Here is a 22,864-nt window from a genome sequence, read left to right as displayed (position 1 = left end):
CTCGCGCATCGCGCGAGCGGCTCTTTTTGGGCGAAGTGCGCGGGGGCCAACCGGCGCATGCGCACGCGCACCACGCACGCGCACACGCACCAGGCACACATTGTGCAAAGCGGCTGCCGGTGGGCAGCAGGGCGGGCGCGGCCCCCTGTCCGTGCGCGTGTCAGCCGCCGGTCACGAAGCAGGGGCGGCCGGCTGCAGCAAGGCGGGCGCAGAGCTCGGCTGCGGCATTGCGGTTGCCAAGGGGGCCGACCTGGAGGCGGACGAGGCCGCCGCGTGGCACATAGACGGGGGCCTGGCCTTCGAGCAGGGACGCTGCCTGGGCAACGAGGGCAGCCCAGGCAGTGCGGGCGGCGGCTTCGCTCGTATAGGCGCCAAGCTGGACATACCAGGCGCGGGTCGCCCGGTCGGGCGTGGCTGGCAGCGCCGCTGGCGCTTCGCCTGCCTCCTCTTCGCTGTCCGCCGCGGGGGGGACTGGCCCGGCGGCAGCGGCAGCAGGCAGCGGGCTTGCAGCCAGCACAACCGAGACCGGACGGCCGGCAGCAAGGGCGCTTGCAGCCGCTTCCGCCCGGGCACGCTCGTCTTCAGACATGAGCGCTGCCATGCGCGTAACCTGTGGTCCGGCAAGATCGAGGCCGAGCATTTCCGCGCGCCGCACATAGGCAAGGCCGAGCACCGGGTTCTTCGGTGCGCCGTCGCCAGTGAAAGTGGCAACGCCAAGCACATAGGCCGCGCGGGCGTCGCCGGCATCGGCCGCCGCGCGCATGGGCACCAGTGCTTCGGCCTTGCGGCCGGCCTGGAACAGGGTGATGCCGAGATTGGCGGTGGCGGCGACATGGCCGCGGGCACTGGCGCGGCGGTAATATTCGATGGCGACGTCGCGATTGGCGGGCACGCCGCGGCCGAGCCGGTAGGCCTGGCCGAGGTTGAAGAGGGCGTCGGCGTCGCCGGCAGCGGCGGGGGCCTGCCAGGCTGCAACGGCGCCTTCATGGTCTCCAGCGCGCCACTTGCGCACGCCTTCCGCCGTGTCGGCAAGCGCCGGGGCGGCAAGGAAGAGCGCGAGGACAGGGAGGAGCTGGCGGAGCGTCACCGGCCTGCCCCGTCGGCCAGGAGAATGTCGCCGCCCTTGACGAGCAGGGTGACGCGACCCTGGACGGGGAAGCCATCGAAGGGGGTGTTGCCGGCAAGGCCGGGAAGCGTGTCGGAGTCGATCCGCCAGGGGGCTTCGGGATCGAGAAGGATGAGGTCGGCCGGCGCACCGGAGGCAAGCCGGCCGCCGGGAAGGCCGAAGCGCCGGGCGGGTGCAGCGGTCATGGCATCGAGGAGGCGAGCCAGCGGGACGTCGCCGGCGTGGACGAGGGCAAGGCCCAAGGCAAGGAGGATGGCAGCGCCAGCGTCTCCGGGGGCTGCATCGACGAAGGGCAGGCGTTTTTCGTCCGTGACGCGCGGGTCGTGGCGACTGGCGAGCATGTCAATGGTGCCATCGGCGAGGCCAGCGACGACGGCGCGGCGGTCTTCTTCGGTGCGCAAGGGGGGCGAGAGGCGGGCAAAGCTGCGGTAGCCTGAAATCGCCGTGTCAGAGAGAAGGCAGTAGGGCGGCGCAGTTGCTGCCGTCACATCCTGGCCGGCGGCCTTGGCAGCGCGGAGGAGGGCAACGCCTTCTGCTGTCGTTACGCAGACGATGTGAAGCGGCGCGTTTGCAAGGGCGGCAAGTCGCAAGTCGCGGGCGATCGCAAGCGCTTCGGCGGCTGCCGGAGCGGCGGGCAGGCCAAGGCGGGTTGCCATCTCGCCTTCGGTTGCAACTGTGCCGGCGGCGAGCGCTGGGTCTTCGGGGTGGGTGATGGTGACGAGGCCGAGACCGCCGGCATAGCGGAGCAGGCGCAGCATGACGGCACTGTCCGCAAGCGCGGACCGGCCAGTCGCAACGGCGACGGCGCCTGCTTCTTGCATGAGGGCAAGATCTGCCAGTTCGCGGCCCTCGAGCCGGCGGGTGGCAGCAGCGAGCGGGCGCACCCACAAGCGCGGCTTGCCAAGCCGCTCGGCCCGTTCGATGAGGGCGGGATCGTCGAGCGGGGGCGACTGGTCAGGCATCAAAAGCGCCGTTGCAATTCCGCCTGCAACAGTGGCGGCGAGGTCAGTTGCAAAGGTGCAGCTGTCAATGAGCGCGGGCGCAAGAAGCTGGCCGCGCGCGTTGATCACTTGCGCGCCTTCAGGGGCGGCGAGGCCCGGCCCGATTGCGGCGATGTGGCGCTCCGCAACAAGGACATCGGTGCCCGCGGCCGCTTCGCCAGGCAGGCGGGCATTGCGGATGAGGAGCGGCGCCGGGATCACGACACGCGGCGCTCGCGAGTCAAGAGGTCGAGGCAGGCCATGCGGACGGCGACACCCATCTCGACCTGCTCGGTGATGGCCGAGCGCTGGATGTCGTCGGCAACCGGGCTTGCGATTTCGACTCCGCGGTTCATGGGCCCAGGGTGCATGACGAGGACGTCGGGGGCGGCATGGGCGAGCCGGGCTTCGGTCAGGCCCCAGGTGGCGAAATATTCGCGGATAGAGGGAACCCAGGCGCCGTCCATGCGTTCAAGCTGGAGGCGGAGCATCATGACGACGTCTGCGCCAGCAAGGCCTTCGTCCATGCGTGTGAAGGGCGTGACACCGAAGCGCTCGACTTCGACGGGCATGAGCGTGGGCGGGGCGACCGCGCGGACCTTGGCGCCAAGCGCGGTGAGCAAGTGGAAGTTGGAGCGCGCGACGCGGCTGTGGAGAATGTCGCCACAGATGGCGATGGTCAAACCCTCGATCCGGCCCTTGCGGCGGCGGATGGTGAGCGCATCGAGAAGGGCCTGGGTTGGATGCTCGTGGCGGCCGTCGCCAGCGTTGAGCACCGGGCAATCGACCTTTTCGGCAATCAGCGCGACTGCGCCTGAGCGATCGTGGCGGATGACGAGGACATCGGGGCGCATGGCGTTCAGGGTCAGCGCCGTGTCGAGCAGGGTCTCGCCCTTCTTGAGCGAGCTCTGGCCTGCCAGGAGGTTGACGACATCAGCACCGAGGCGCTTGCCTGCGATCTCGAAGGACAAGAGGGTGCGGGTGGAGGCTTCGAAGAAGGCGTTGACCTGGGTGAGGCCAGCGAGGCGGTCATCGTGCTTCCTCGGCCTTCGGCCGGCATCGACCCAAGCTTCAGCCTCATCAAGGAGAAGGCGGATCGTCTCTGGCGCGAGGCCCTCGATGGCAAGCAGATGGCATGGGAAGCGCTTCGGGATCGCGGCCGTCGCCATGCGCCTGCTGTTACCGGCCGGTGCCGCTTGCTTCAAGGCGGGCGAGCCGCTGGCACGCGCCCTCGAGGATCCATGCCGCAGCGAGCTTGTCAACGGCGCGGGCCCGCCGCGCCCGGCTCATGTCGGCCTCGAGCATGTCGCGTGTGACGGCGGCCGTTGACCAGCGCTCGTCCCACAGCAGGACGGGAAGGCCGCAGGCGAGCGCGATGTTGCGGGCCTGGGCGCGGACCGAGCGGGCGCGGCTGCCTTCGCTGCCGTCGAGGTTGATGGGAAGGCCGATGACGATTCCGGTCACCTGCTCTTCGGCAAGGCGGGTGGCAAGGGCAGCGAGATCGGCCGACGGCCTCGAGCGGGCGAGCGCGGCAAGAGGTGTCACGAAGGCGCGATCGACGGTCGAAGTGGCGATGCCGATCGTCTTTGTGCCGATGTCAAGCCCGGCGAGGCGACCCGCTGGTGCGGCGGCGGCGAAGGCGGAGGCATCAGTGGTGACGGTGGGGGGCGCTGCGGTCAGCCTGCCGGCCCTCCGAGCGTGCGCGCCGCATGGGCCATCAGCCGGGCTTCGGCATCGGCACGGACTGCGGCCCAGAACAGGCTGATGTCATAGACGTGGAAATTGCCGCCGGGCAGCACATAGGGCCCGATGTCAGACGGAGCAGGATCAAGGAGGAGGAGGCCGTTTGCGGCACAGCGCGCGCCGGTCAAGCGTGGCACCAGTTCGCGCTCGCGAAGGGTGCCGGCATTGGCTTCCGCCGGGATAGCGGGGCCGGCCCGGCCTGGGGGTGCAGCAGCGCCCGAGAGCGGGTTGATGCAAAGCATGGGGGCAGTGCCGAAGGGCTTGCCATCGACCCGGCGGATGCGCGCGATGCTCTGGATGAAAGCCTGCTGGTCGCCATCGGCGGCAAAACTCTGCCAGGAGAGGAGGCAGCCGGCCTGTTCGCGCCCAGCGCAGGGCGGAAGGCCGAGGGCAGCGGGATCGGCAGGAAGCGCAACCGGCCAGCCGATGGCATAGACGGCAACGACGCGGGCTGCGAGCGGCGTTCCCTTGACCCGCTCGGCAACGAGGCGGAGCAGGTGGCGGGCGCCCTGGCTGTGGCCGGCAAGGAGGATCGGGCGGTCCGCCGGCTGGGCAGCGACGAAGGCATCAAAGGCGGCGGCGACGTCCGCGTAGGCGAGGGCGAGGGCCTTCTCCGCATCGGCCGAGGGCTTCAAGAAACTGCCGAAGGTGGCCTGGCGGTAGCGCGGCGCCCAGATTTCGGCGAGGCCGTTGAAGGGGCTGGCCTGGGCCTCGACATAGCGGTCAAGACGGGCGTTGACTTGCGGATCGTCAAGCGGGGCGTTCCACTGGCTGCGGCCGAAGAAGGCGGTGGGCGGCACGAAGAAGACCGCAGCCGCGGGCGCGGGCGCCGGCCGGTAGCCTTGCGGCGCGAACAGGGCCGGGTTGCCGGGAAGCTTCGGGTGGGCGATCCAGGCGGCAGGCGTGCTGTAACGCGGGGCCGGCGGGGGCGTGCTTTCGGCGAAGGGGACGGTGGGGGCGAGCGCTGCGGTGACAAGCTTTTGGCCGGCAAGCCGCCAGACGATGGCGAGCACCAGCACCAGCGTTGCAAGGATGGCGACGAGGACGAGGAAGCGCCGCGCCATCAGCACTGCTCGCTGGCGCTGGCCGCGCAGGCGGCGCGGATCGAATCTGCCGTGGTGCTGCGGTCATCGGGCTTCCAGCCGGGCGGGCCGAAGGCAAGGGCGCGAGCAGCGCGAAGCGTCGGCGCACGGGCGATGAAGCGGTCGCCGAGCGGCAGGACGATGGCAGTCTCGCCGCTCGCGCTGGTGACGAAGGCGCCAAGGCCGTCTTTGGCAAGCGTGGCGCGGATGGCGCGAAAGCCGGGCAAGCGCGCAGCCTCGGAACGAGCGCGGGATTCGCGCAAATGGGACGAAGCACGGAAGCCAAGCTGGAAGGCGGCTCCGGTCAGCAGCAGCACGCCGGCGGCCGAGAGGAGGAGCATGACCACGGCTGCTGCTCCTAGCTTCGAGCATGGGGTGGGGGAAGGCCTCGCAGGCCGATGCGGCGATCAAGACTGCCAGACGCAGACCGGCCGATTTGCCCGAAGGCTCGACGCGCGCCCCTTTCCTTTCTAGCTGAAGGTGACATGCCTCAGGAGACGATGCCAAACCTGCTGCCCCTCCTCGTGCTGCTGCCCTTCCTAGCGATGCCGCTGCTGCTCGCCGCGGGCCGGCTGGGCCGGCGGGCGGTGGCGCTGGCGGCGGGTGCAGCCATGGCGTGCGGGCTCGCGCTGGTGGCGGCGCTGGCGCCAGCAGTGCTGGCCGGCGAGGTGCTGGTCATCTGGCGCCCCTGGCTTCCCGACTGGGGGCTTGACCTCTCCTTCCGGCTGGACGGGCTGGGGCTGCTGTTCACGCTGCTCATCAACGGCATCGGCGCGCTTATCGTCCTCTACGCCTATTATTACATGCCGGCAGACGACCGGCTGACCCGGTTCCTGATGACGCTGCTGGCTTTTGCTGGCGGAATGCTCGGCGTGGTGCTGGCCGAGAATCTGCTCCTCATGCTGCTGTTCTGGGAAGTGACCAGCCTCACCTCCTTCCTCCTTATTGCCTACAAGTGGAAATATCATGACAGCCGGATTGCCGCGCGGATGGCGCTTGCCGTGACCGGGGGTGGGGGGCTGGCGCTGCTCGCCGGGCTCCTGCTCCTTGGCCACATTGCTGGCAGCTTCGAGCTCTCCGTCATTCTCGACCGGGGCGACCTTATCCGCGAGCATCGGCTCTATCAGCCCATGCTGCTCTTGGTGCTGCTCGGTGCCTTCACCAAATCCGCGCAGTTTCCCTTCCACTTCTGGCTGCCCAACGCGATGGCGGCACCCACGCCGGTCTCCGCCTATCTCCATTCGGCAACCATGGTGAAGGCTGGCGTCTTCCTGCTGGCGAGACTCTACCCGGCGCTCGCGGGCACCGAGCTTTGGTTCCTGACCGTAACAGGAACTGGCGCGATGACGCTTTTGCTCGGGGCCTACCTTGCGTTGCTCAAGCATGACTTCAAGGGGCTGCTTGCCTATTCGACCATCAGCCACCTGGGGCTCATCACCATGCTCTTTGGCCTTGATACGCCGATGAGCGCGGTGGCGGCGATTTTCCACATCATCAACCATGCCATCTTCAAGGCCTCGCTGTTCATGGTGGCGGGCGTCATCGACATCCAGTGCGGCACTCGCGACATGCGCCGGATCAATGGGCTTGCGAAATATATGCCAGTGACAGCGCTGCTCGGGATCGTGGCGGCCGGCGCCATGGCTGGTGTGCCGTTTCTGAATGGCTTTCTTTCCAAGGAGATGTTTTTCGCCGAGACGATCGCCCACCCTGGCTTCACCGGCTATGGCACCTTCGTTCTGCCTGCGATTGCAACACTTGCAGGTGTTTTGGCCGTTGCGTACTCGGCGCGCTTCGTCCACGATGTCTTCTTCAACGGCGAGCCGGTGGACTTGCCAAAGACTCCGGCGTCACCGCCGCGCTTCATGCGGCTGCCGATGGAAGTCCTGGTGGCGATTGTTGTCCTTGTTGGCATAGCGCCCCAATATGCTGTTGGCTGGCTCTTGAAGGCGGCATCCGCGGCGGTGCTGATTGGCGAGCTTCCCGAGATCAAGCTCGCAGTCTGGCACGGTTTCAACCTGCCGCTTGTCATGAGCATCGTGGCGCTCGGTGGCGGCCTCTTCTACTATTGGCGGCGGGACAGGGTGTTCACGCTGCATGAGCGCTATGCGCTGGAATTCTCCTCGCCGGTCGCGTTCGAGCGGGCCTATAATGGGGCGACGGCCCTGGCGCGGCGGCTTCTCTCGAGGCTCGACCAGCAGAGCCTTGCCCAATATGCCGGGCTGTTCCTGGGGCTTGCAGTCGTCGGCGGCGCCTGGGCCTGGTGGTCGGCTCCGGCGGGTTCGGCCGGCAAAGCGCTTGCCGGGCCGCTGCCGCTCACCCCAGTCGATCCAGTCTCCGCCTTTGCTTTCGTGGTGCTGGCGATCGGGGTCATCGGGGCGGTCTGGTTCGTGCGCCAGCGCTTGCTTGCCATCCTGTTCATGAGCGTGGCTGGCCTTGTCATCAGCCTTGCCTTCATTCGCTTTGCAGCGCCCGACCTTGCACTCACCCAGCTTTCGGTCGAGCTTGCAACCATCATGCTGCTGTTGCTCGCGCTCCGGTTCCTGCCGCAGACCGGGCCAGCCGGGCGCAGCCGGGATGTCTCCCTGCTTGCTGGCACGCTGGCAGTGGGGGCGGGGCTCAGTGCTGCTGCCGTCACCTTTGCCATGCTGACGCGGCCGTTTCTCACGATCTCCGGCTATCACATTGCCAATGCCAAGCCGCTGGGTGGGGGCACCAATGTGGTCAATGTCATCCTCGTGGATTTCCGCGGCTTCGACACGCTGGGCGAGATCGCGGTGCTGGCGATGGCAGCGCTTGGCGTCCATGCCCTGCTGCGCGGGGTGCGGCTGCGGGCGTTCGTGGCCAATGCCGAAGCCGAGGCCGACCGCTACCCCATAATGCTCAGGATGCTGATGCAGCCGATGCTGCCGCTGGCGCTGGCGGTTGCCTTCTACATCTTCCTGCGCGGCCACAATTTGCCCGGTGGCGGCTTCATCGCCGGCCTCATTGCCGCAATCGCCTATGTGCTCCAGTATATGGCCGGTGGGATTGCCTTTGCGTCTGCCAGAGTCCGGCTTGATTTCGTGGTACTGCTTGGCGCCGGACTCCTCATCGCAACTGCCACTGGGATTGCGAGCATGTTCTTCGGTTTCCCGTTCCTCAAAAGCGCCTACACTTATGTGGCGGCGCCGCCATTGGACGACATTGGACTGGCCTCGAGCCTTGTCTTCGACGCTGGCATCTTCCTTGTGGTGGTGGCAACCGTCCTTCTCGTTTTGACCGAGCTCGGCCGGATCGAAGCGCCTCGGCCAGGCCCGGTGCGGGCATCTGAGCCAGCGCCGGCGCGCGCGGCCGAGCCGGTCGAGGGCTGAAGGCGATGGAGCTGCTGGTCGCACTTGGCATCGGGTTGCTGGTGGGCTGCGGGGTGTGGCTGACGCTCGCAAGCCGGACCTTCGCTGTCATCCTCGGCCTCACGCTTCTTGGCTATGCCGTCAATCTCCTCATCTTCTTCAGCGGGCGGCTGGGAGCGCGTGTGCCGCCCTTGAGCCTGCCGGGTGCGCGCGGGCTTGCCGACCCCTTGCCGCAGGCACTCGTCCTGACTGCGATCGTCATCGGGTTTGGGATGATCGCCTATTTCGTGGCGCTGGCGCTGCGCGGCATCAGCGAGGGTGGCAGCGACGCGGTCGATCTTCCCGGTGGCGCCGGGACGGAGGAGGACATGTGAGCCACCTTGCCTTTCTGCCCTTCCTGATCCCCTTTGCTGCGGCTGGCGTGCTGCTGCTTTCGGGGCGGAGTATTGCCGTCGTGCGGGCAGTGGCGGCGGCGGCGGTGCTGGCCGGGCTTGTCTCGGCCGTCGCGCTGGTGGCGGCGGTTTCGGGCGGGGAGATCCTGGTCTATCGGCTGGGGAACTGGGAGGCGCCGTTCGGGATCGTGTTCGTGGCCGACCGGCTGGCGGCGATGATGGTCCTCCTGCTGTTCGTGCTCGCCGTGCCGGCGCTTCTGGCCGCGATGCGCGGGACGGACGCGCGCGGGCTTCATTTCCATGCCCTCTTCCAGCTCCAGCTCGCCGGGATTGCCGGTGCCTTCCTGACTGGGGATCTCTTCAACCTGTTCGTCTGCTTCGAGATCCTGCTCATTGCTTCTTATGCGCTGCTGCTGCATGCCGGCGGGCTTGAGCAGACGCGCGCCGGGCTCACCTATGTCGCGCTCAACCTCGTCGGCTCCTCGCTGTTCCTGGTCGGGCTCGGGCTCCTCTACGGGACCATGGGCACTCTCAATCTCGCCGACCTCGCCTTCGAGCTTGCGCGCGTGCCGCCTTCCGATGTGCCGCTTGTCAGGGTGGCGCTGATGGGGATTGTGCTCGTCTTCCTGCTGAAGGCGGCAGTGCTGCCGATGGCCTTCTGGCTTCCCCATGCCTATGCCGCCGCGAGCGTGCCAGTGGCAGCGCTGTTTGCGATCCTGACCAAGGTGGGCGTGGTGGCGCTTTTGCGGCTGGTCGCTGTCGCCTTGCCGGACTCGGCTGTGGGTGCGGAGCTCATCAGGCCCTGGCTGCCGGCGCTTGCGCTTCTGACAGTCGCGTTTGGCACGCTCTCGGCGCTTGCCGCCCGGCGGCTGATGGGGGTGGCGGCGAGTCTTGTGCTTGTCTCCTCGGGCACGCTTCTCTTTGCGGTGGCGGACGGCGGCGCAGCAGCAACGGCAGCCATCCTCTATTATCTGCCGCACACCACGCTGGTGACGGCAGGGCTGTTCCTGCTGGCGGGTGCCGTTGCGGCGGCACGCGGTGAAGTGGGCGACCGGCTGGTCAGGGGGCCAGCACTTGCAGGAGCGCTGCCGCTCGGGATCGCCTTTGCCGTGCTTTCGCTTGCGGTCTCGGGCATGCCGCCGCTTTCGGGGTTTCTTGGCAAGCTCATGTTGCTGCAGGGCGCAGGCGGCGGCTGGCAGGCAGCCTGGTGGACAGTGCTGCTGGTCTCTGGACTGGTGACGGCGCTGGTTCTGGCGAGGATCGCGAGCCTCTTCTTCTGGGAGCCGAAAGAGGCGCCAGCCGGGCCAGCGGCGGCGATCTCGCTGCCGCTTGTGCTGCTGGTGCTGGCGAGCCCGGCGCTCACGCTTGCCGCACCCGCAGTGGCGGGCTTTGCTGGGGCAGCGGCGAGCCAGCTCAACGCCCGCATTCCCTATATGGTGGCAGTGATGGGCGCGGGGCCGGATGTGCCGCGCGAGCAGCGGCCATGAGGGCGGGCCTTCTGCCGCACCCGGTGATGACCCTTCTCATCACCTTCCTGTGGGTGGTGGTCGTCTCCCGTTTCACCCTTGGGAGCCTTGTCATGGGGCTCATCGTCGGACTTGCCGTGCCGCTTCTGGTGAGGGGATTTTGGACCGAGCGGCCAGCGATGCGGCGGCCGATGCTCGCGCTGGCGCTGCTGGGGCGGGTGCTCATCGACATCGTGACGGCGAACATCGAGGTGGCGCGGCTGGTGCTGGGGCCCACGGCGCGCTTGCGGCCTGCCGATCTCGAGCTGCCGCTGGCGCTCTCGAGCCCCTATGTCGCGACCATTTTGGCAAGCATCATCTCGCTCACCCCTGGCACCGTTTCGGTTGATATCGACATGGAAGGGCGAAGGCTGTTCGTCCATGCGCTCAATGCGCCTGACCCGGACGCGGCGATTGCCACCATCAAGCGCCGCTATGAGGCGCCCTTGCAGGAGATCTTCGGATGCTGACTGTGGCCGTGCCTGTCACCTTCGCGCTCATCGGGGCAGCCATGCTGCTCAACCTGTGGCGGCTGCTCATTGGCCCGTCGCTTGAGGACCGGATCCTCGCGCTCGACACGCTGACCATCAACACGATTGCCCTTGTCATGCTGGCCGGCATTGCGCTTGGCACAAGGGCCTATTTCGAGGCGGCGCTCATCCTTGCGATGATGGGCTTCGTCGGCACGGTAGCGCTGGCGAAATACCGCCTTGGCGGCGATATCATCGAGTAGGGCGATGACGGTTGCGCCCTCCGAGCTCCTGGTGAGCCTGCTGCTGCTGGTGGGGGGCGGCTTCGCGCTCGTCGGCTCGATCGGGCTTGCGCGCCTGCCTGACTTCATGATGCGCCTGCATGGGCCGACCAAGGCGACGACACTTGGGGTTGGTGCAATCGTGGTGGGCGCGATGGTGCACACCTCGGTGACAACCGGGCGGCTGTCATTGCAGGAACTGGCCATCTCCCTGTTCCTGTTCATCACTGCACCCGTCGTTGCCCATGTGCTCGCCAAGGCGGCACGGGCGCGGAGCGCCGATCCGGGCGGGGACTAGGCGCGCCGCGCCCGCCAGTTCCGCCAGTGGGCGGTGGCGACCATGAGCCCGCCGAAGACGGTCAGCAGTTGCTCCGCGGGGCCGGTCTCATGGGCGAGCGCGCCACCAGCCATCAGCAGGAAGCCGAGTGCGGCGAGCTGCCACGGGCGGTCGTTGCCGTGGACTGCGATGCCGCGCCTGAGCGCAAAGATCGAGACCGGGGCGGCGAGCGCGAGGAGCGCCCAGTGCAGCCACTCCGGGCCATGGCCCGGGACCAGGCTCGCCACGACGGGCGCAACACCAAGGCCCCAGGGCAGCAGCAGGCAGTGGACAAGGCAGAGGCTGGAGAGGGCTGCCGCCACGCCATCGATCGGCGCGCCGGCGTCGGGGCGAGAAGCCATGGGGCAGGTCCCTGTTCGAGTCGGTCGATGTGATATTGTATCATCTCGCCCGCGTCAACCGGCGCGGTTTGGTGCCGGGCGGCTCAGCCCGTCGAGGGGTAGAGGATGGTGTCGCGCGGGGGGTCGGAGAGGGCGGGATAGTCGGTTGTATAGTGGAGGCCACGGCTTTCCTTGCGGGCCTGTGCGGAGCGGACGATGAGGTCGGCCACCTCGACGATGTTGCGGAGTTCGAGCAAGTTCGGTGTCACGCGGAAGCTTGCGTAATATTGCTGGATTTCATCTCGAAGCAAGGCGACGCGGTGGGCGGCGCGCTCGAGCCGGCGGTCGGTGCGGACGATTCCGACATAGTTCCACATGAAGCGGCGGAGCTCGGCCCAGTTGTTGGAGACGACGACTTCCTCGTCCGAATCGGTCACCCGGCTTTCGTCCCAGGGGCGGATGGCGGGTGGAGGCGGTGTTTCGGCAAAGCGGGCGAGGATGTCATCGGCGGCCGAGGCGCCAAAGACCAGGCATTCGAGAAGCGAGTTCGAGGCCATGCGGTTGGCGCCGTGGAGCCCGGACTGGGAGACTTCGCCGATGGCGTAGAGGCCAGAGAGGTCGGTGCGGCCGTGGCGGTCGACGAGCACGCCGCCGCACGTATAGTGGGCGGCAGGCACGACGGGGATGGGTTCGCGGACCGGGTCGATCCCGAGCCCGCGCAGCCGCTGGACGATGGTCGGGAAATGGGTCTCGACGAAGCCTTGGGGCAGGTGGGTCATGTCAAGATGGACGAAATCGAGGCCGGCGCGCTTCATTTCCGCATCAATGGCGCGTGCCACAATGTCTCGCGGGGCGAGTTCGGCGCGGGAGTCGTGGTCGGGCATGAAGCGGCGGCCATCGGGTGTCTTCAGGATCCCGCCCTCGCCGCGCATCGCCTCGGTGATGAGGAAATTCTTGACCTGGAAGTTGTAAAGGCAGGTCGGGTGGAACTGGTTGAACTCCATGTTGGAGACGCGGCAGCCAGCGCGCCAGGCCATGGCGATCCCGTCGCCCGTCGAGCCGTCGGGGTTGGTGGAGAAGCGGTACACGCGGCTGGCTCCCCCGGTTGCGAGCACGACGGCGCGGGCAAGGATGCGGCGGACCCGGCCCGAGGCGCGGTCAAGGGCGTAGAGGCCGTGGGCGCGGCGCTCGGCAAAGCCATGGGCCTCCGCATGGCGCTCGGTGATGATGTCGATTGCGACCTGGTCGGTCAGGACCCGGATGTTCGGGTTCTCAAGCGCGGCCCGCTCAAGCGCCTTCTGGACGGCCCAGCCGGTTGCGTCATCGACATGGACGATCCGGCGTGCCCGGTGGCCGCCCTCGCGGGTTAGGTGGAAGCGCTCCGAGACGGTCTCGCCAGGGGTGAAGGGCACGCCCAGGGCAGCGAGGCGCTCGATGGCGGCTGGGGCCTTCTCGACCACGAATTCGACGACCCGGCGGTCATTCAAGCCAGCGCCGGCGATCATCGTGTCTTCGATATGCGCTTCGAAAGTGTCGCCTTCGTCGAGGACGGCAGCAATCCCTCCTTGCGCCCAGGAAGTGGAGCCCGCCGAGATGCCCGCTTTGGAAAGAACAAGGACGCGCAGCCGTTCGGAAAGGGCAATGGCGGCGGTCAGGCCAGCGGCGCCGCTTCCAACCACCACGACATCGGCCGTGACCGGGTCTTCGCTGCTCATGCCGTGCGCCTGCGGGTGAGATCAAGGAAGACGTCTTCGAGATCGGCCTCGCGCGTTGTCACGTCGACGATGGCAAGCCCGGCGGCCGAAAGCTGGCCGAGCAGTGCGCCGGCAGAAAGGCGGGTCCTGTCATAGTGGATTGCGAAATGGCGCTCGGCGAGCCGTTCCACGCGCGTGATGCCAGCAATCTCGGGAAGTGCGGCGGTATTGGCATCGAACATCACATCGACTCGCTTCTCGCGGGCAAGACCAAGGAGTTCGCGGGTGGGAGCGTTGGCGATGACGCGGCCGTGGTTCATGATTGCGATCCGCTCGCAAAGCTCTTGCGCTTCCTCGAGATAATGGGTGGTGAGCACGATGGTCATGCCCTTGGCGTGGAGGCTTCGCACCCAATCCCAGAGCAGCTGGCGGAGCTCGATGTCGACTCCCGCGGTCGGCTCGTCGAGGATGAGAACCGGCGGCGAATGGACCATGGCTTTCGCAATGAGGAGCCGGCGCTTCATGCCGCCTGAGAGCGTGCGGGCATAGGCGTGGGCCTTGTCCTCAAGCTGGACGGCGCGGAGCAGCTCGAGCGTGCGCCGGTGGGCTTTCGGGATGCCGTAGAGGCCGGCCTGGAGTTCGAGGGTTTCAAAGGGCGTGAAGAAGGCGTCGAACAGGAGCTCCTGCGGCACAACGCCAATCGAGGCCTTGGCATTCCTCGGGTTGCGGTCGATGTCGAAGCCCCAGACCTCGGCCGTGCCGCCAGTCTTGGTAACGAGGCCGGCAAGGATGTTGATGAGCGTGGACTTGCCAGCGCCATTGGGCCCGAGCAGGCCGAAGAGGGTGCCGCGCGGGACTTCGAGTGACACCTGGTCAAGCGCGCGCTGGCCGCCGCCATAGACTTTCTCAAGGCCGCGCAGCCGAATGGCCGGGGCGTCTGGCGGCAGCTCAGGCGACAGCAAGGTCGCGGACGTCGGCAAGGCGGCCAGTCACAGCAGCGGCAGCAGCCATGGCGGGTGAAAGCAGGTGGGTGCGCGCACCCGGACCCTGGCGGCCGATGAAGTTGCGGTTGGAGGTCGATGCGCAGCGCTCGCCCGCGGGCACCTTGTCCGGGTTCATGCCAAGGCACATCGAGCAGCCGGGTTCGCGCCACTCGAAGCCGGCTTCGCGGAAGATGCGGTCGAGACCTTCGGCCTCGGCCTGGCGCTTCACAAGGCCGGAGCCGGGGACGACGAGCGCCTGGCGGATGTTGGCGGCAATCCGCCTTCCCTTGAGCACGGCTGCGGCCGCGCGCAGGTCCTCGATGCGGCTGTTGGTGCAGGAGCCGATGAAGATGTTCTCGACGCGGATGTCAGCGATTGGCGTGCCGGGCGCGAGATCCATGTAGGCAAGCGCCGCCTCGGCGGCTGCACGCCTGGCGGGATCAGCAATCATCGCTGGATCAGGGACAGTGCTGGTCACAGGGGCGACCTGCTCGGGGCTCGTGCCCCAGGTGACGAGCGGGGCAATCGCGCTGCCGTCGAGCATCACTTCACGGTCGAAGCGGGCGCCCGGGTCGGTCCGGAGCGTCTCCCACCAGGCTTTCGCCCGCCCCCAGGTCTCGCCGGCGGGCGCGCGGGGACGGCCCGCGAGATAGGCGAAGGTCTTCGCATCGGGCGCGATCATACCGGCCCGGGCGCCAGCTTCGATCGCCATGTTACACACGGTCATCCGCCCTTCGATCGAGAGCGCCTCGATGACGGGTCCGCGATACTCGATGACATGGCCGGTCGCGCCCGCCGTCCCGATCGCGCCGATGATGGCGAGCGCCACATCCTTGGCGGAGACGCCAAAGCCGAGGCTGCCAGTGATGGTGACGGCCATGTTGCGGGATTTGGCAAGCAGAAGGGTTTGCGTCGCGAGCACATGCTCGACTTCCGAGGTGCCAATGCCGAACGCGAGCGCGCCCAAGGCCCCGTGGGTTGACGTGTGGCTGTCACCGCACACGAGCGTGGTGCCAGGCAGCGTGAACCCGAGTTCGGGGCCGATGACGTGGACGATGCCCTGGTTCCTGTGGGTGATGGGCAGATACTCGATCCCGAAGTCGGCGCAGTTGCGCTCGAGGGCGGCAAGCTGGGCGGCGGACTCAGGGTCTGCGACTGGGAGGCTGCGGTCGGTGGTTGGCACATTGTGATCGGGGACGGCGAGCGTCAGGTCCGGCCGGCGGACGCGGCGGCCAGCGGCGCGCAGACCCTCGAAGGCTTGCGGTGTTGTGACTTCGTGGATGAGATGGCGGTCGATGTAAAGGAGTGCCCTGCCGTCGTCGTGGGTGGTGACGACATGGGCGTCCCAGACCTTGTCGTAGAGGGTGCGGGGGGCGGCGGTGTCTCGCATGTCGCGCTCGCGGGCCTAGGCAGGCAGCGGGCGGCCGGTCAAGTGGGCCCAAGGCTCGGGGGCGATGACGAGTCGCAACCGAGGCTTCGACCTCCCGGCCAGAGTCGCGCCTGCACATCGCGCTGACCGGCTCCAGTCAAGGATGGGGCATCACATCTCGCCCCTCTCCCGCCTGAGGGCATACCAGCGTTCGACATTGACGCGGTGCTCGGCGTAGGTGCGGGCAAAGGCATGGCCGCCGCTGCCGTCGGCGACCATGAAGAGATAGGCGTGCAGCTCGGGGTCGAGCACGGCGGCAAGACTCTCGCGGCCGGGGTTGGCAATGGGGCCCTTCGGCAGGCCGGGGCGGGCATAGGTGTTAAAGCCTGTGTCGGCCTTGAGTTCGGATGCGCGGATGCGGCGGCCAAGCGGGCGGCCCTGTGTCACCGGGTAGATGACGGTTGGGTCGGCCTCGAGCTTCATGCCGGCGCGAAGCCGGTTGGAATAGAGGCCAGCGACGCGGCGGCGCTCTTCTGGCACGCCGGTCTCTTTCTCGACGATGGAAGCGAGGATGACGGCCTCCTCGGGCGTGCGGACGGCGGCAGTGGGCTTGCGGGTGGCCCAGAGCTCGGCGAGCGTGTCGGCCATGCCCTTTTGCATGCGCGCAAGGAGCGCTGCCCGCGTTTCGCCGGGGCGATAGTCCCAAGTGGCGGGGAGCACCGAGCCTTCGGCTGGCACGTCGATTGTGCCGGTAAGACGGGGGGCAGCCATCAGCCGCTCATGAACGAGGACGGAAGGGAGGCCCTCGGGAATGGTGAGGAAGAGGGTCAGGACTTCGCCCTTCTGCAACTTGCTGAGCACCCGGCCATAGCCTTCGCCCGCCCTGAAGGCGTAGGTACCAAAGCGGATGGGCTGCTTGCCGCCGAGAAGGCGGGCGGCGAGGCGGAAGCGGCTGGCGCTGTCGATGACTCCTGCGGCCTCGAGGCGGGAAGCGGCAGCTGCAAGGGAAGCTCCGCGCGGGATTTCGACTTCGATCATTTGAGCGCCCGCTGGCGCTTCGCCGGCCCAGCGCTGGCGAAGATCGAGGAACAGGACGAGGCCAGCTGCAACAAGGCCGACGAGCGCTGCCACCAGCAGCTGGCGCATGTCAGACCCGCTGGAAGATGAGCGTGGCGTTGGTGCCGCCAAAGCCGAAGCTGTTGTTGAGGGCGGCCTCGACCCGGCGTTCGCGCGCGACGTGGGGGACAAGGTCGATGCCTTCGGCGCCGTCGCAGGGATTGTCGAGGTTGAGGGTGGGGGGCACGACCTGGTCGCGCAGGCTCAAGAGGCAGAAGATGCTCTCAACCGCACCCGCGCCGCCGAGCAGATGGCCGATTGCCGACTTGGTGGATGACATGGAAAGCGTGCCGACTGCGTTTCCGAACAGGCGGCGCACCGCGCCGAGCTCGAGCTCGTCGCCCAGGGGCGTGGACGTGCCGTGGGCATTCACATAGTCGATGTCGGAGGGGTTGAGGCGGGCGCGCGCGAGCGCCATGGCCATCGACCGGTAGGCACCGTCGCCATCTGGATGGGGGGCAGTGACGTGGTAGGCGTCTCCGGTGAGGCCATAGCCGGTGACTTCGCCGTAGATGGTGGCGCCACGCTTTTTTGCGCGCTCCATTTCCTCAAGCACGACGATTCCTGCGCCTTCCCCCATGACGAAGCCGTCACGATCGCGATCCCACGGGCGGCTGGCGCGGGTGGGTGCATCGTTGAAGTGGGTGGAGAGTGCCTTGGCCTGGGCGAAACCGGCGATCCCAAGCGGGCAGATCGAAGCCTCGGCACCACCTGCGACCATGATGTCGGCATCGTCCAACATGATGAGGCGGGCGGCGTCTCCAATGGCATGCGCCCCCGTTGAACAGGCAGTAACAACCGCGTGGTTGGGGCCTTTCAGGCCATATTTGATCGACACCTGGCCGGAGACGAGGTTGATGAGACGGCCGTGGACGAAGTGCGGCGAAACCCGGCGGGGCCCGCGCTCGTGGAGTGTGACTGCTTCTTCAGCGATTCCGGGAAGGCCGCCGATCCCTGAGCCGATGAGGGTGCCAGCCCGGAGCTTCTCGGCATCGGACAAGTCTGTAAGGCCAGCATCTTCAAGGGCCTGGCCGGCAGCATCGAGCCCGAAATGGATGAAGCGATCGACCTGGCGCTGGACCTTCTGGTCGATGCGGGTGTCGGGGTTGAAGCTGCCGTTGCCATGGCCATAGGGCACTTCCCCGGCAATCCGGCAGGCATAGTCACTGGCATCGAAGCGCGTGATGGGGGCAATGCCGGACTGACCGGCAAGCAGGCGGGACCAGCTGGTCTTGGTGTCTCCGCCGAGCGGCGTGACAAGACCGACCCCGGTGACGACGACGCGGCGCATGGCAACTTCCTCCCCTCTCCGGCGAGCGCGGCCGGTGCTGGGGCTATTTGCCGTTGGCGGCGACGAAGGCGATCGCGTCCTTGACTGTCAGGATCTTCTCGGCGGCATCGTCTGGAATTTCGACGCCGAACTCGTCCTCGAACGCCATCACAAGCTCGACGGTATCGAGGCTGTCAGCGCCGAGATCGTCGATGAAGCTCGAGTCCTCGGTCACCTTGTCGGCCTCGACACCGAGGTGTTCGACCACAATCTTCTTCACCCGCTCCGCGATATCGCTCATTCTTGGCCCTTTCCCATGCTGGACGAAGGCGGCGCCTTTCGGCCGGGCGATAACCGGCCCGTCATGCGCTTGCAAGCCGCAGCCCGGGTCAGGCGCGCTTCCCCCCCTGGCGCAGCTCGGCGAGCAAGCCGGCCATGCCGCGGGCCTTGACAATCGCCTGGAACTCATCGCGGCGGATGACGAAACGGGAGACACCGTTCACATAGACATCGACGAGCTGCAGCGGCTGGCCTTCGGTGGCAGTGACGCGCCAGTCGACCCGGACCGTGCCGCCGGCGCGGCGGCGGAAGCGCGAGCGCACCAGCGCGTCGCGCGCGGAGCGAGTCTGGACTTCGTCAATCGTGATCGACTGGGCGACCAGCTTGGCGATCTCGCCGCGGACATCGGCGAGGATGAACTCGGGGATGAGGCGGTCATATTCGGCGAGTTCCGCAGGAGTCGCTGCCGCACGGCTGGCTCCCAGCATGAAACGGCCGATGCGCGCGAGCGCCACCCGGTTCCTAAGCGCAGCATCGAGCGCTGCCCGGCGGCGCGCGTCATCCCTTTCCCGCGCCTCGATTGCCGATAATTCGGCAATCAGGCTCTCGATGAAGCGGCGGGCTTCCGCTGGGACATCTTGGGCCTGGGCGTGGAACGGAGCGGCGAGCAGGAGAGCCGCGCTTGCAAGGAAATGACGGCGGGATGGCATGGGCAGGACCTTTCAGCTTCCGGGCTTTGCCCGCAGCCGCTCGACAAGGGCGAGCGCCCGGGGTTGCAGGATGAGGGTTGAAAGGGTGGTTGAGGCGAGGGCGACGAGAAGCAGTGCGCCGATCGATGCGACGCCTCTGTGGGCCGAGAGCATGAGGCTGCCGAAGGCGGCAACTGTGGTCAGGGCAGCAAAGACGACAGCGCGCGGTGTCGAGCTCAAAAGTGCGGCTTGCGTGCTGCCAGCCGCGCGGGCGCGCGCGGAGAAATGGATGGCAGAGTCAATGCCAGCGCCGAGCAGCATGGGAAGGGCGATAACATTGGCGTAGTTGAACGGGAGGTTGAGGAGCGCCGAGGCGCCGATTGTCAGCAGGATGGCAGCAAGGATGGGCGCAAGCGTTGCCAGCGTGAGGCCGGCATCGCGGTTGACGGCAAGCAGGATGAAGCCGCAGGCCGCAAGGGCGATGAGCGTTGCCGTCAGCATGGCCCGGGCGATGACGGCGCCTGAGGCTTCGAGATTGACAACCGGGCCGGCCACTTCGGGTGCGACAGACTGGACGGCGGCGACGAAGGCAGCGCGGGCGACAGGGTCACGCAGGTCGGCGACAGGGACGATCTCGACCCGGATCTGGCCCCGACTATTGAGGTAGCGCCCAAGAAGCGGTTTTGGGAGGTCAGCGAGCGCGGGCGCGGGGTCGGGGGCAAGGCTGGTGCGCAGCTTCGCCAACGTCGCTGGCCAGAAGGTGAAGAGGTCAGCCTCGAGGGCAGTCAAGAGGGCAGGGTCGCGGGCGGCGGCGGCTTCGAGGGCAGCGAGGCTCTCTCGCAAGCGCTGCTGTTCAGGAAGCGTTGCGTCAGCAAGGGCGGCCTGCAAGCGTTGAAGGCCGTTTGCGGTCGCGATTGCTGGCGCTTGCGACTCAAGCTGGGGCAGAAGGCCGGCGGCAACCGCATCGATCGAGTCGAAGCGGAATTCGGCGTCAGCACCAGGCAGGAGCCGCTGGGGCGTTATCACATGGTCGACTTCGGGCAGGGCCAGGAGCCGCGTTGCAAGCGCCTCGGCCTTGGAAGCGTTTTCGACAACGAGGCTTGCCGAATAGGGCCGGGTCGCCTTGTCCTCAAAGAGGCTTGTAAAGGCGCGGACGGAAGGGGCTTCAGGGTCCCGCAGTGCCATTGGGTCGGTCTCGAACCGGGCGCGAGGGGCAGCGATGGCAGCAATCAGAAGCGCCACGAGGAAGGCGGGAAAGGCGAGCCGAGTGAGGGCGTTCGGTAGAGCGGGGGCGAGGCGGCCGGGGCGGGGCCGGCGGCCGGCAATGGCGAGCCCGGCAGGCACCAGCGTTGCTGCCGCAAGGAAGGCGGCGACCACGCCGAAGGCACCGATGATGCCGAGTTGCGCCATGCCGGCAAAAGGTGTGGCGATGAAGGCGAGGAAGCCAAGGGAGGTGGTGAGCGCACAAAGGAGGAGCGCTGGCCCAAGGTCGGCGCTGGTCGTGGGCCAGTCACCATCTGGCTCTTCCATGCGCAGGATCAAGTGAATGGCATAGTCGGCGCCGAGCCCGGTCAAGAGCACGGCAAAGGCCATGGAGACGAGGTTGAGCGCCGGGAAGGCGAGGCTGGCGAAGGCGGCAGCGAGCGCGAGGGCGACGATGACGACGGCGAGCGCGACGAGGGCAAGGCTGGTCCTTCGGAAGGCAAATGCCATCAGCACGGCAACCGAGACGAGACTGACGACGAGCGCAAGGCCGAGGCCTTGGGTGACGGATGCGAGCTCTTCGCTGCGCATGGCCGGATCCCCAGTGACAGCGAAGCTGACAGCTTCGAGCCCCGGCGCAGCGCCGGCCTCAGCAATGGCTGCCGCAAGCGCTTCGCGCGCGGGCCGCGCCGGCTGGAACAGGGTGAAATCGAGCTTGGGCTGGACGGTAAGGATGCGGCGGACGGGGGCATTGTCGGCAGCAAAGAGGGCGGAGAAGGCGAGCGGGCGGGGCTTGCCTTCGAGCCGGGCACGGATGGTTGCATCAGTTGCCGCAACGACCTTTGCGAGCGCTTCCGGACCGCCGGCGATGCGGTCGGCATCGGCAACCCCTTCAGCAAGGCTTGCCAGGAAGGCGGAAAGCGTCGGCTCGGCCGCGAGCGTGCCAAGGAGCGGCCCGGCGCGCGTGAGCCTGGCAAGCATCGAGTCGAGCTCGGCATCGTCCATGTAAAGGAGGCCGTTCCTCTGGAAATAGGGGTCGAGCGCGGCAGCAAACGGGGCCTCGAGCGCTTGCGGGCGCGCAGCAATCGCAGCGGCGAGCCGGGCGAGCGCCGCATCGGCGCGGTCCGCATCGGGTGCGTCGACGAGCACCACAAAGCTTCGGTTGAGGCCGGGGAAGGCGGCATTCAGGGCAAGCTCGCGCTGGCGGTGCGGGAGCTCGTCGGAGAGCATGTGCGCGCTGTCGGTATCGACGGCGAAATTGCGGCTGGCAACCAGCCCGCAAACAAGGACGAGAAGGAAAGCGAGCGCAAGCGTGAGCCAGGGCCGGGCGGATGCGACCTTGCCCCAGACGGCAACGGCCTTCGCGACGCCGCCCGCGACCCGGACGTTGGGCGGTGCATGCATGGCGCAGCGCCCTAGCCCAGAGATCAGAGCATCGCCATGCCGCCGTTCACATGGAGCGTCGCGCCAGTCACGTAACTTGCTTCGTCGCTCGCAAGGTAGACGGCAGTGGCGGCAATGTCTGCAGGTGTGCCGAACCGGCCGGAGGGGATGCGGGCAAGGAGGGCTGCCTTTTGGTCCTCAGGCAGCGCATCGGTCATTGCTGAGCGGATGAAGCCGGGGGCGATGCAGTTGACGGTCACATGACGTGCGGCAACTTCAGCAGCGAGCGCCTTGGTCATGCCGATGAGGCCGGCCTTGGCTGCTGCATAATTGGCCTGGCCGGGATTGCCGGTCACGCCGACGATCGAGCTTACCGAGATGATGCGGCCGAAGCGGGCCTTCAGCATCGGCCGCAGCGCAGCCCGCGCCAGGCGGAAGGCAGCCTCAAGGTTCACGCGCAGCACAGCCTCCCACTCGCTGTCTTTCATGCGCATGGCGAGGCTGTCGCGCGTAATCCCGGCATTGTTGATGAGGATATCGAGCCCGCCCAAGGCCTCGAGGGCGGAAGGCACAAGCGCCTCGACGGCCTGTGGATCGTCAAGCCGGCAGGGCAGCGCGACGCTTCCTGGAAGGGCTGCGGCAACTTCCGCAAGCACTTCAGAGCGCGTGCCGGAGACAGCAACCCTTGCACCCTGGCGCGCCAGGGCGGCAGCGATGGCGCCACCGATGGCGCCAGTCGCGCCTGTCACCAGCGCTCTCCTTCCGGCAAGATCGAACATGGCCGTCTCCTTGGTCAAAGCAGCTTCACAAGCTGATCCACATCCTCGGGCCGGCTGACGGCGTGGGTGCTGACATCGGGGGCAATCCGCTTGACCATTGGCCCGAGCACCCGGCCGCCGAGCTCGACCATGCGGGTGATGCCGCCCGCGGCCATTGCTTCCACCGATTCACGCCAGCGCACCGTGCCTGTCACTTGCGCGACGAGAAGGCGGCGGATGGTGTCCGGATCGCTGACCGGGGCGGCGGTCACATTGGCAAAGAGCGGCACCACAGGTGCAGCGATTGCCGTCTCGGCAAGAGCGGCGGCCATGGTCTCGGCAGCAGGGGCCATCAGGGGGCAGTGGAAGGGGGCAGAGACGGGAAGCAAGACCGAGTGGCGCGCACCGCGGTCCTTGGCGAGGCGCATGGCCCGCGTGACCGCTGCGATATGGCCGGAGACGACGACCTGGCCGGGGGCATTGTCGTTGGCGGCGGCAAGCACTTCGCCCTGGGCGGCTTCGGCAGCGATGGCAGCAACATCCGCAAAGCCG

At 67.6% G+C, this 22,864-nt stretch carries 23 protein-coding genes; 6 read left to right on the top strand and 17 right to left on the bottom strand.

Annotated features, from left to right (window positions below):
* Window positions 1-160: 160 nt before the first annotated feature.
* The 6 genes from ACWIQA_RS03735 to ACWIQA_RS03710 are packed head-to-tail and all read right to left on the bottom strand — an operon-like array spanning window position 161 to window position 5,278.
* Window positions 161-1,087 carry an SPOR domain-containing protein gene (locus ACWIQA_RS03735; protein WP_448581723.1) on the bottom strand — a complete coding sequence of 309 codons (927 nt, stop codon included), beginning with the start codon at window positions 1,085-1,087 and terminating at the stop codon, window positions 161-163.
* Window positions 1,084-2,325: a dihydroorotase gene (locus ACWIQA_RS03730; RefSeq protein WP_448581726.1), complete on the bottom strand. Its 1,242-nt coding sequence runs from the start codon at window positions 2,323-2,325 to the stop codon at window positions 1,084-1,086. The genes ACWIQA_RS03735 and ACWIQA_RS03730 overlap by 4 nt, the downstream gene beginning before the upstream one ends.
* On the bottom strand, window positions 2,325-3,275 hold the full coding sequence (locus ACWIQA_RS03725; protein WP_448581722.1) for an aspartate carbamoyltransferase catalytic subunit: 951 nt from the start codon (window positions 3,273-3,275) through the stop codon (window positions 2,325-2,327). Before ACWIQA_RS03725 ends, ACWIQA_RS03730 begins: the two co-directional genes overlap by 1 nt.
* 10 nt (window positions 3,276-3,285) lie before the next feature.
* Window positions 3,286-3,786, bottom strand: coding sequence for a Holliday junction resolvase RuvX (gene ruvX / locus ACWIQA_RS03720; protein WP_448581725.1), 501 nt, complete (start codon window positions 3,784-3,786; stop codon window positions 3,286-3,288).
* Entirely contained in the window at window positions 3,783-4,913 is a 1,131-nt protein-coding gene (locus ACWIQA_RS03715; RefSeq protein WP_448581721.1) for a DUF3089 domain-containing protein, read from the bottom strand. Before ACWIQA_RS03715 ends, ruvX begins: the two co-directional genes overlap by 4 nt.
* A complete protein-coding gene (locus tag ACWIQA_RS03710) occupies window positions 4,913-5,278 on the bottom strand; it encodes a hypothetical protein (RefSeq protein WP_448581720.1) in 366 nt (121 codons plus the stop codon). Before ACWIQA_RS03710 ends, ACWIQA_RS03715 begins: the two co-directional genes overlap by 1 nt.
* Window positions 5,279-5,431: 153 nt before the next feature.
* Between ACWIQA_RS03710 and ACWIQA_RS03705 the strand changes: the two genes are divergently transcribed.
* The 6 genes from ACWIQA_RS03705 to ACWIQA_RS03680 are packed head-to-tail and all read left to right on the top strand — an operon-like array spanning window position 5,432 to window position 11,209.
* Window positions 5,432-8,284 carry a monovalent cation/H+ antiporter subunit A gene (locus tag ACWIQA_RS03705; RefSeq protein WP_448581719.1) on the top strand — a complete coding sequence of 951 codons (2,853 nt, stop codon included), beginning with the start codon at window positions 5,432-5,434 and terminating at the stop codon, window positions 8,282-8,284.
* Between the two features lie 5 nt (window positions 8,285-8,289).
* Window positions 8,290-8,637: a Na+/H+ antiporter subunit C gene (locus ACWIQA_RS03700; protein WP_448581718.1), complete on the top strand. Its 348-nt coding sequence runs from the start codon at window positions 8,290-8,292 to the stop codon at window positions 8,635-8,637.
* Window positions 8,634-10,142 (top strand): monovalent cation/H+ antiporter subunit D, encoded by a 1,509-nt coding sequence (locus tag ACWIQA_RS03695; protein ID WP_448581717.1) that lies wholly within the window; start codon window positions 8,634-8,636, stop codon window positions 10,140-10,142. Before ACWIQA_RS03700 ends, ACWIQA_RS03695 begins: the two co-directional genes overlap by 4 nt.
* Entirely contained in the window at window positions 10,139-10,630 is a 492-nt protein-coding gene (locus tag ACWIQA_RS03690; RefSeq protein WP_448581716.1) for a Na+/H+ antiporter subunit E, read from the top strand. The genes ACWIQA_RS03695 and ACWIQA_RS03690 overlap by 4 nt, the downstream gene beginning before the upstream one ends.
* Entirely contained in the window at window positions 10,624-10,893 is a 270-nt protein-coding gene (locus ACWIQA_RS03685) for a K+/H+ antiporter subunit F (RefSeq protein ID WP_448581715.1), read from the top strand. The genes ACWIQA_RS03690 and ACWIQA_RS03685 overlap by 7 nt, the downstream gene beginning before the upstream one ends.
* Before the next feature lie 4 nt (window positions 10,894-10,897).
* Entirely contained in the window at window positions 10,898-11,209 is a 312-nt protein-coding gene (locus tag ACWIQA_RS03680; protein WP_448581714.1) for a Na+/H+ antiporter subunit G, read from the top strand.
* Here the strand turns inward: ACWIQA_RS03680 and ACWIQA_RS03675 are convergent.
* The 11 genes from ACWIQA_RS03675 to ACWIQA_RS03625 all read right to left on the bottom strand — a co-directional run.
* Window positions 11,206-11,589 carry a MerC domain-containing protein gene (locus tag ACWIQA_RS03675; protein WP_448581713.1) on the bottom strand — a complete coding sequence of 128 codons (384 nt, stop codon included), beginning with the start codon at window positions 11,587-11,589 and terminating at the stop codon, window positions 11,206-11,208. The two genes, ACWIQA_RS03680 and ACWIQA_RS03675, sit on opposite strands and share 4 nt — an antisense overlap.
* An 83-nt stretch (window positions 11,590-11,672) precedes the next feature.
* Window positions 11,673-13,283, bottom strand: a complete 1,611-nt coding sequence (gene nadB / locus ACWIQA_RS03670) for an L-aspartate oxidase (RefSeq protein ID WP_448581712.1) — start codon at window positions 13,281-13,283, stop codon at window positions 11,673-11,675.
* A complete protein-coding gene (locus tag ACWIQA_RS03665) occupies window positions 13,280-14,209 on the bottom strand; it encodes an ABC transporter ATP-binding protein (protein WP_448581724.1) in 930 nt (309 codons plus the stop codon). The genes nadB and ACWIQA_RS03665 overlap by 4 nt, the downstream gene beginning before the upstream one ends.
* A 1-nt stretch (window position 14,210) precedes the next feature.
* Complete coding sequence (leuC, locus tag ACWIQA_RS03660; protein ID WP_448581711.1) at window positions 14,211-15,635, bottom strand: 3-isopropylmalate dehydratase large subunit; 1,425 nt, start codon at window positions 15,633-15,635, stop codon at window positions 14,211-14,213.
* A gap of 150 nt (window positions 15,636-15,785) precedes the next feature.
* Complete coding sequence (gene mltG, locus ACWIQA_RS03655; RefSeq protein ID WP_448581710.1) at window positions 15,786-16,760, bottom strand: endolytic transglycosylase MltG; 975 nt, start codon at window positions 16,758-16,760, stop codon at window positions 15,786-15,788.
* A gap of 1 nt (window position 16,761) precedes the next feature.
* Window positions 16,762-18,021, bottom strand: a complete 1,260-nt coding sequence (fabF, locus tag ACWIQA_RS03650; protein WP_448581709.1) for a beta-ketoacyl-ACP synthase II — start codon at window positions 18,019-18,021, stop codon at window positions 16,762-16,764.
* Window positions 18,022-18,064: 43 nt separating this feature from the next.
* Entirely contained in the window at window positions 18,065-18,301 is a 237-nt protein-coding gene (locus ACWIQA_RS03645) for an acyl carrier protein (protein WP_448581708.1), read from the bottom strand.
* Between the two features lie 88 nt (window positions 18,302-18,389).
* Complete coding sequence (locus tag ACWIQA_RS03640) at window positions 18,390-18,989, bottom strand: ABC transporter substrate-binding protein (protein ID WP_448581707.1); 600 nt, start codon at window positions 18,987-18,989, stop codon at window positions 18,390-18,392.
* A gap of 12 nt (window positions 18,990-19,001) precedes the next feature.
* Window positions 19,002-21,575: an MMPL family transporter gene (locus ACWIQA_RS03635; protein ID WP_448581706.1), complete on the bottom strand. Its 2,574-nt coding sequence runs from the start codon at window positions 21,573-21,575 to the stop codon at window positions 19,002-19,004.
* Between the two features lie 23 nt (window positions 21,576-21,598).
* Window positions 21,599-22,333 (bottom strand): 3-oxoacyl-[acyl-carrier-protein] reductase, encoded by a 735-nt coding sequence (gene fabG, locus ACWIQA_RS03630; protein ID WP_448581705.1) that lies wholly within the window; start codon window positions 22,331-22,333, stop codon window positions 21,599-21,601.
* A 14-nt stretch (window positions 22,334-22,347) separates the two neighbouring features.
* The coding region (locus tag ACWIQA_RS03625; RefSeq protein ID WP_448581704.1) for an ACP S-malonyltransferase at window positions 22,348-22,864 on the bottom strand (517 nt) is incomplete at its 5' end.

This window comes from Thermaurantiacus sp. (assembly GCF_053487655.1).
The sequence above is the reverse complement of the archived record's forward strand: the minus strand, read 5'-3'. Positions and strand labels throughout refer to the sequence as shown.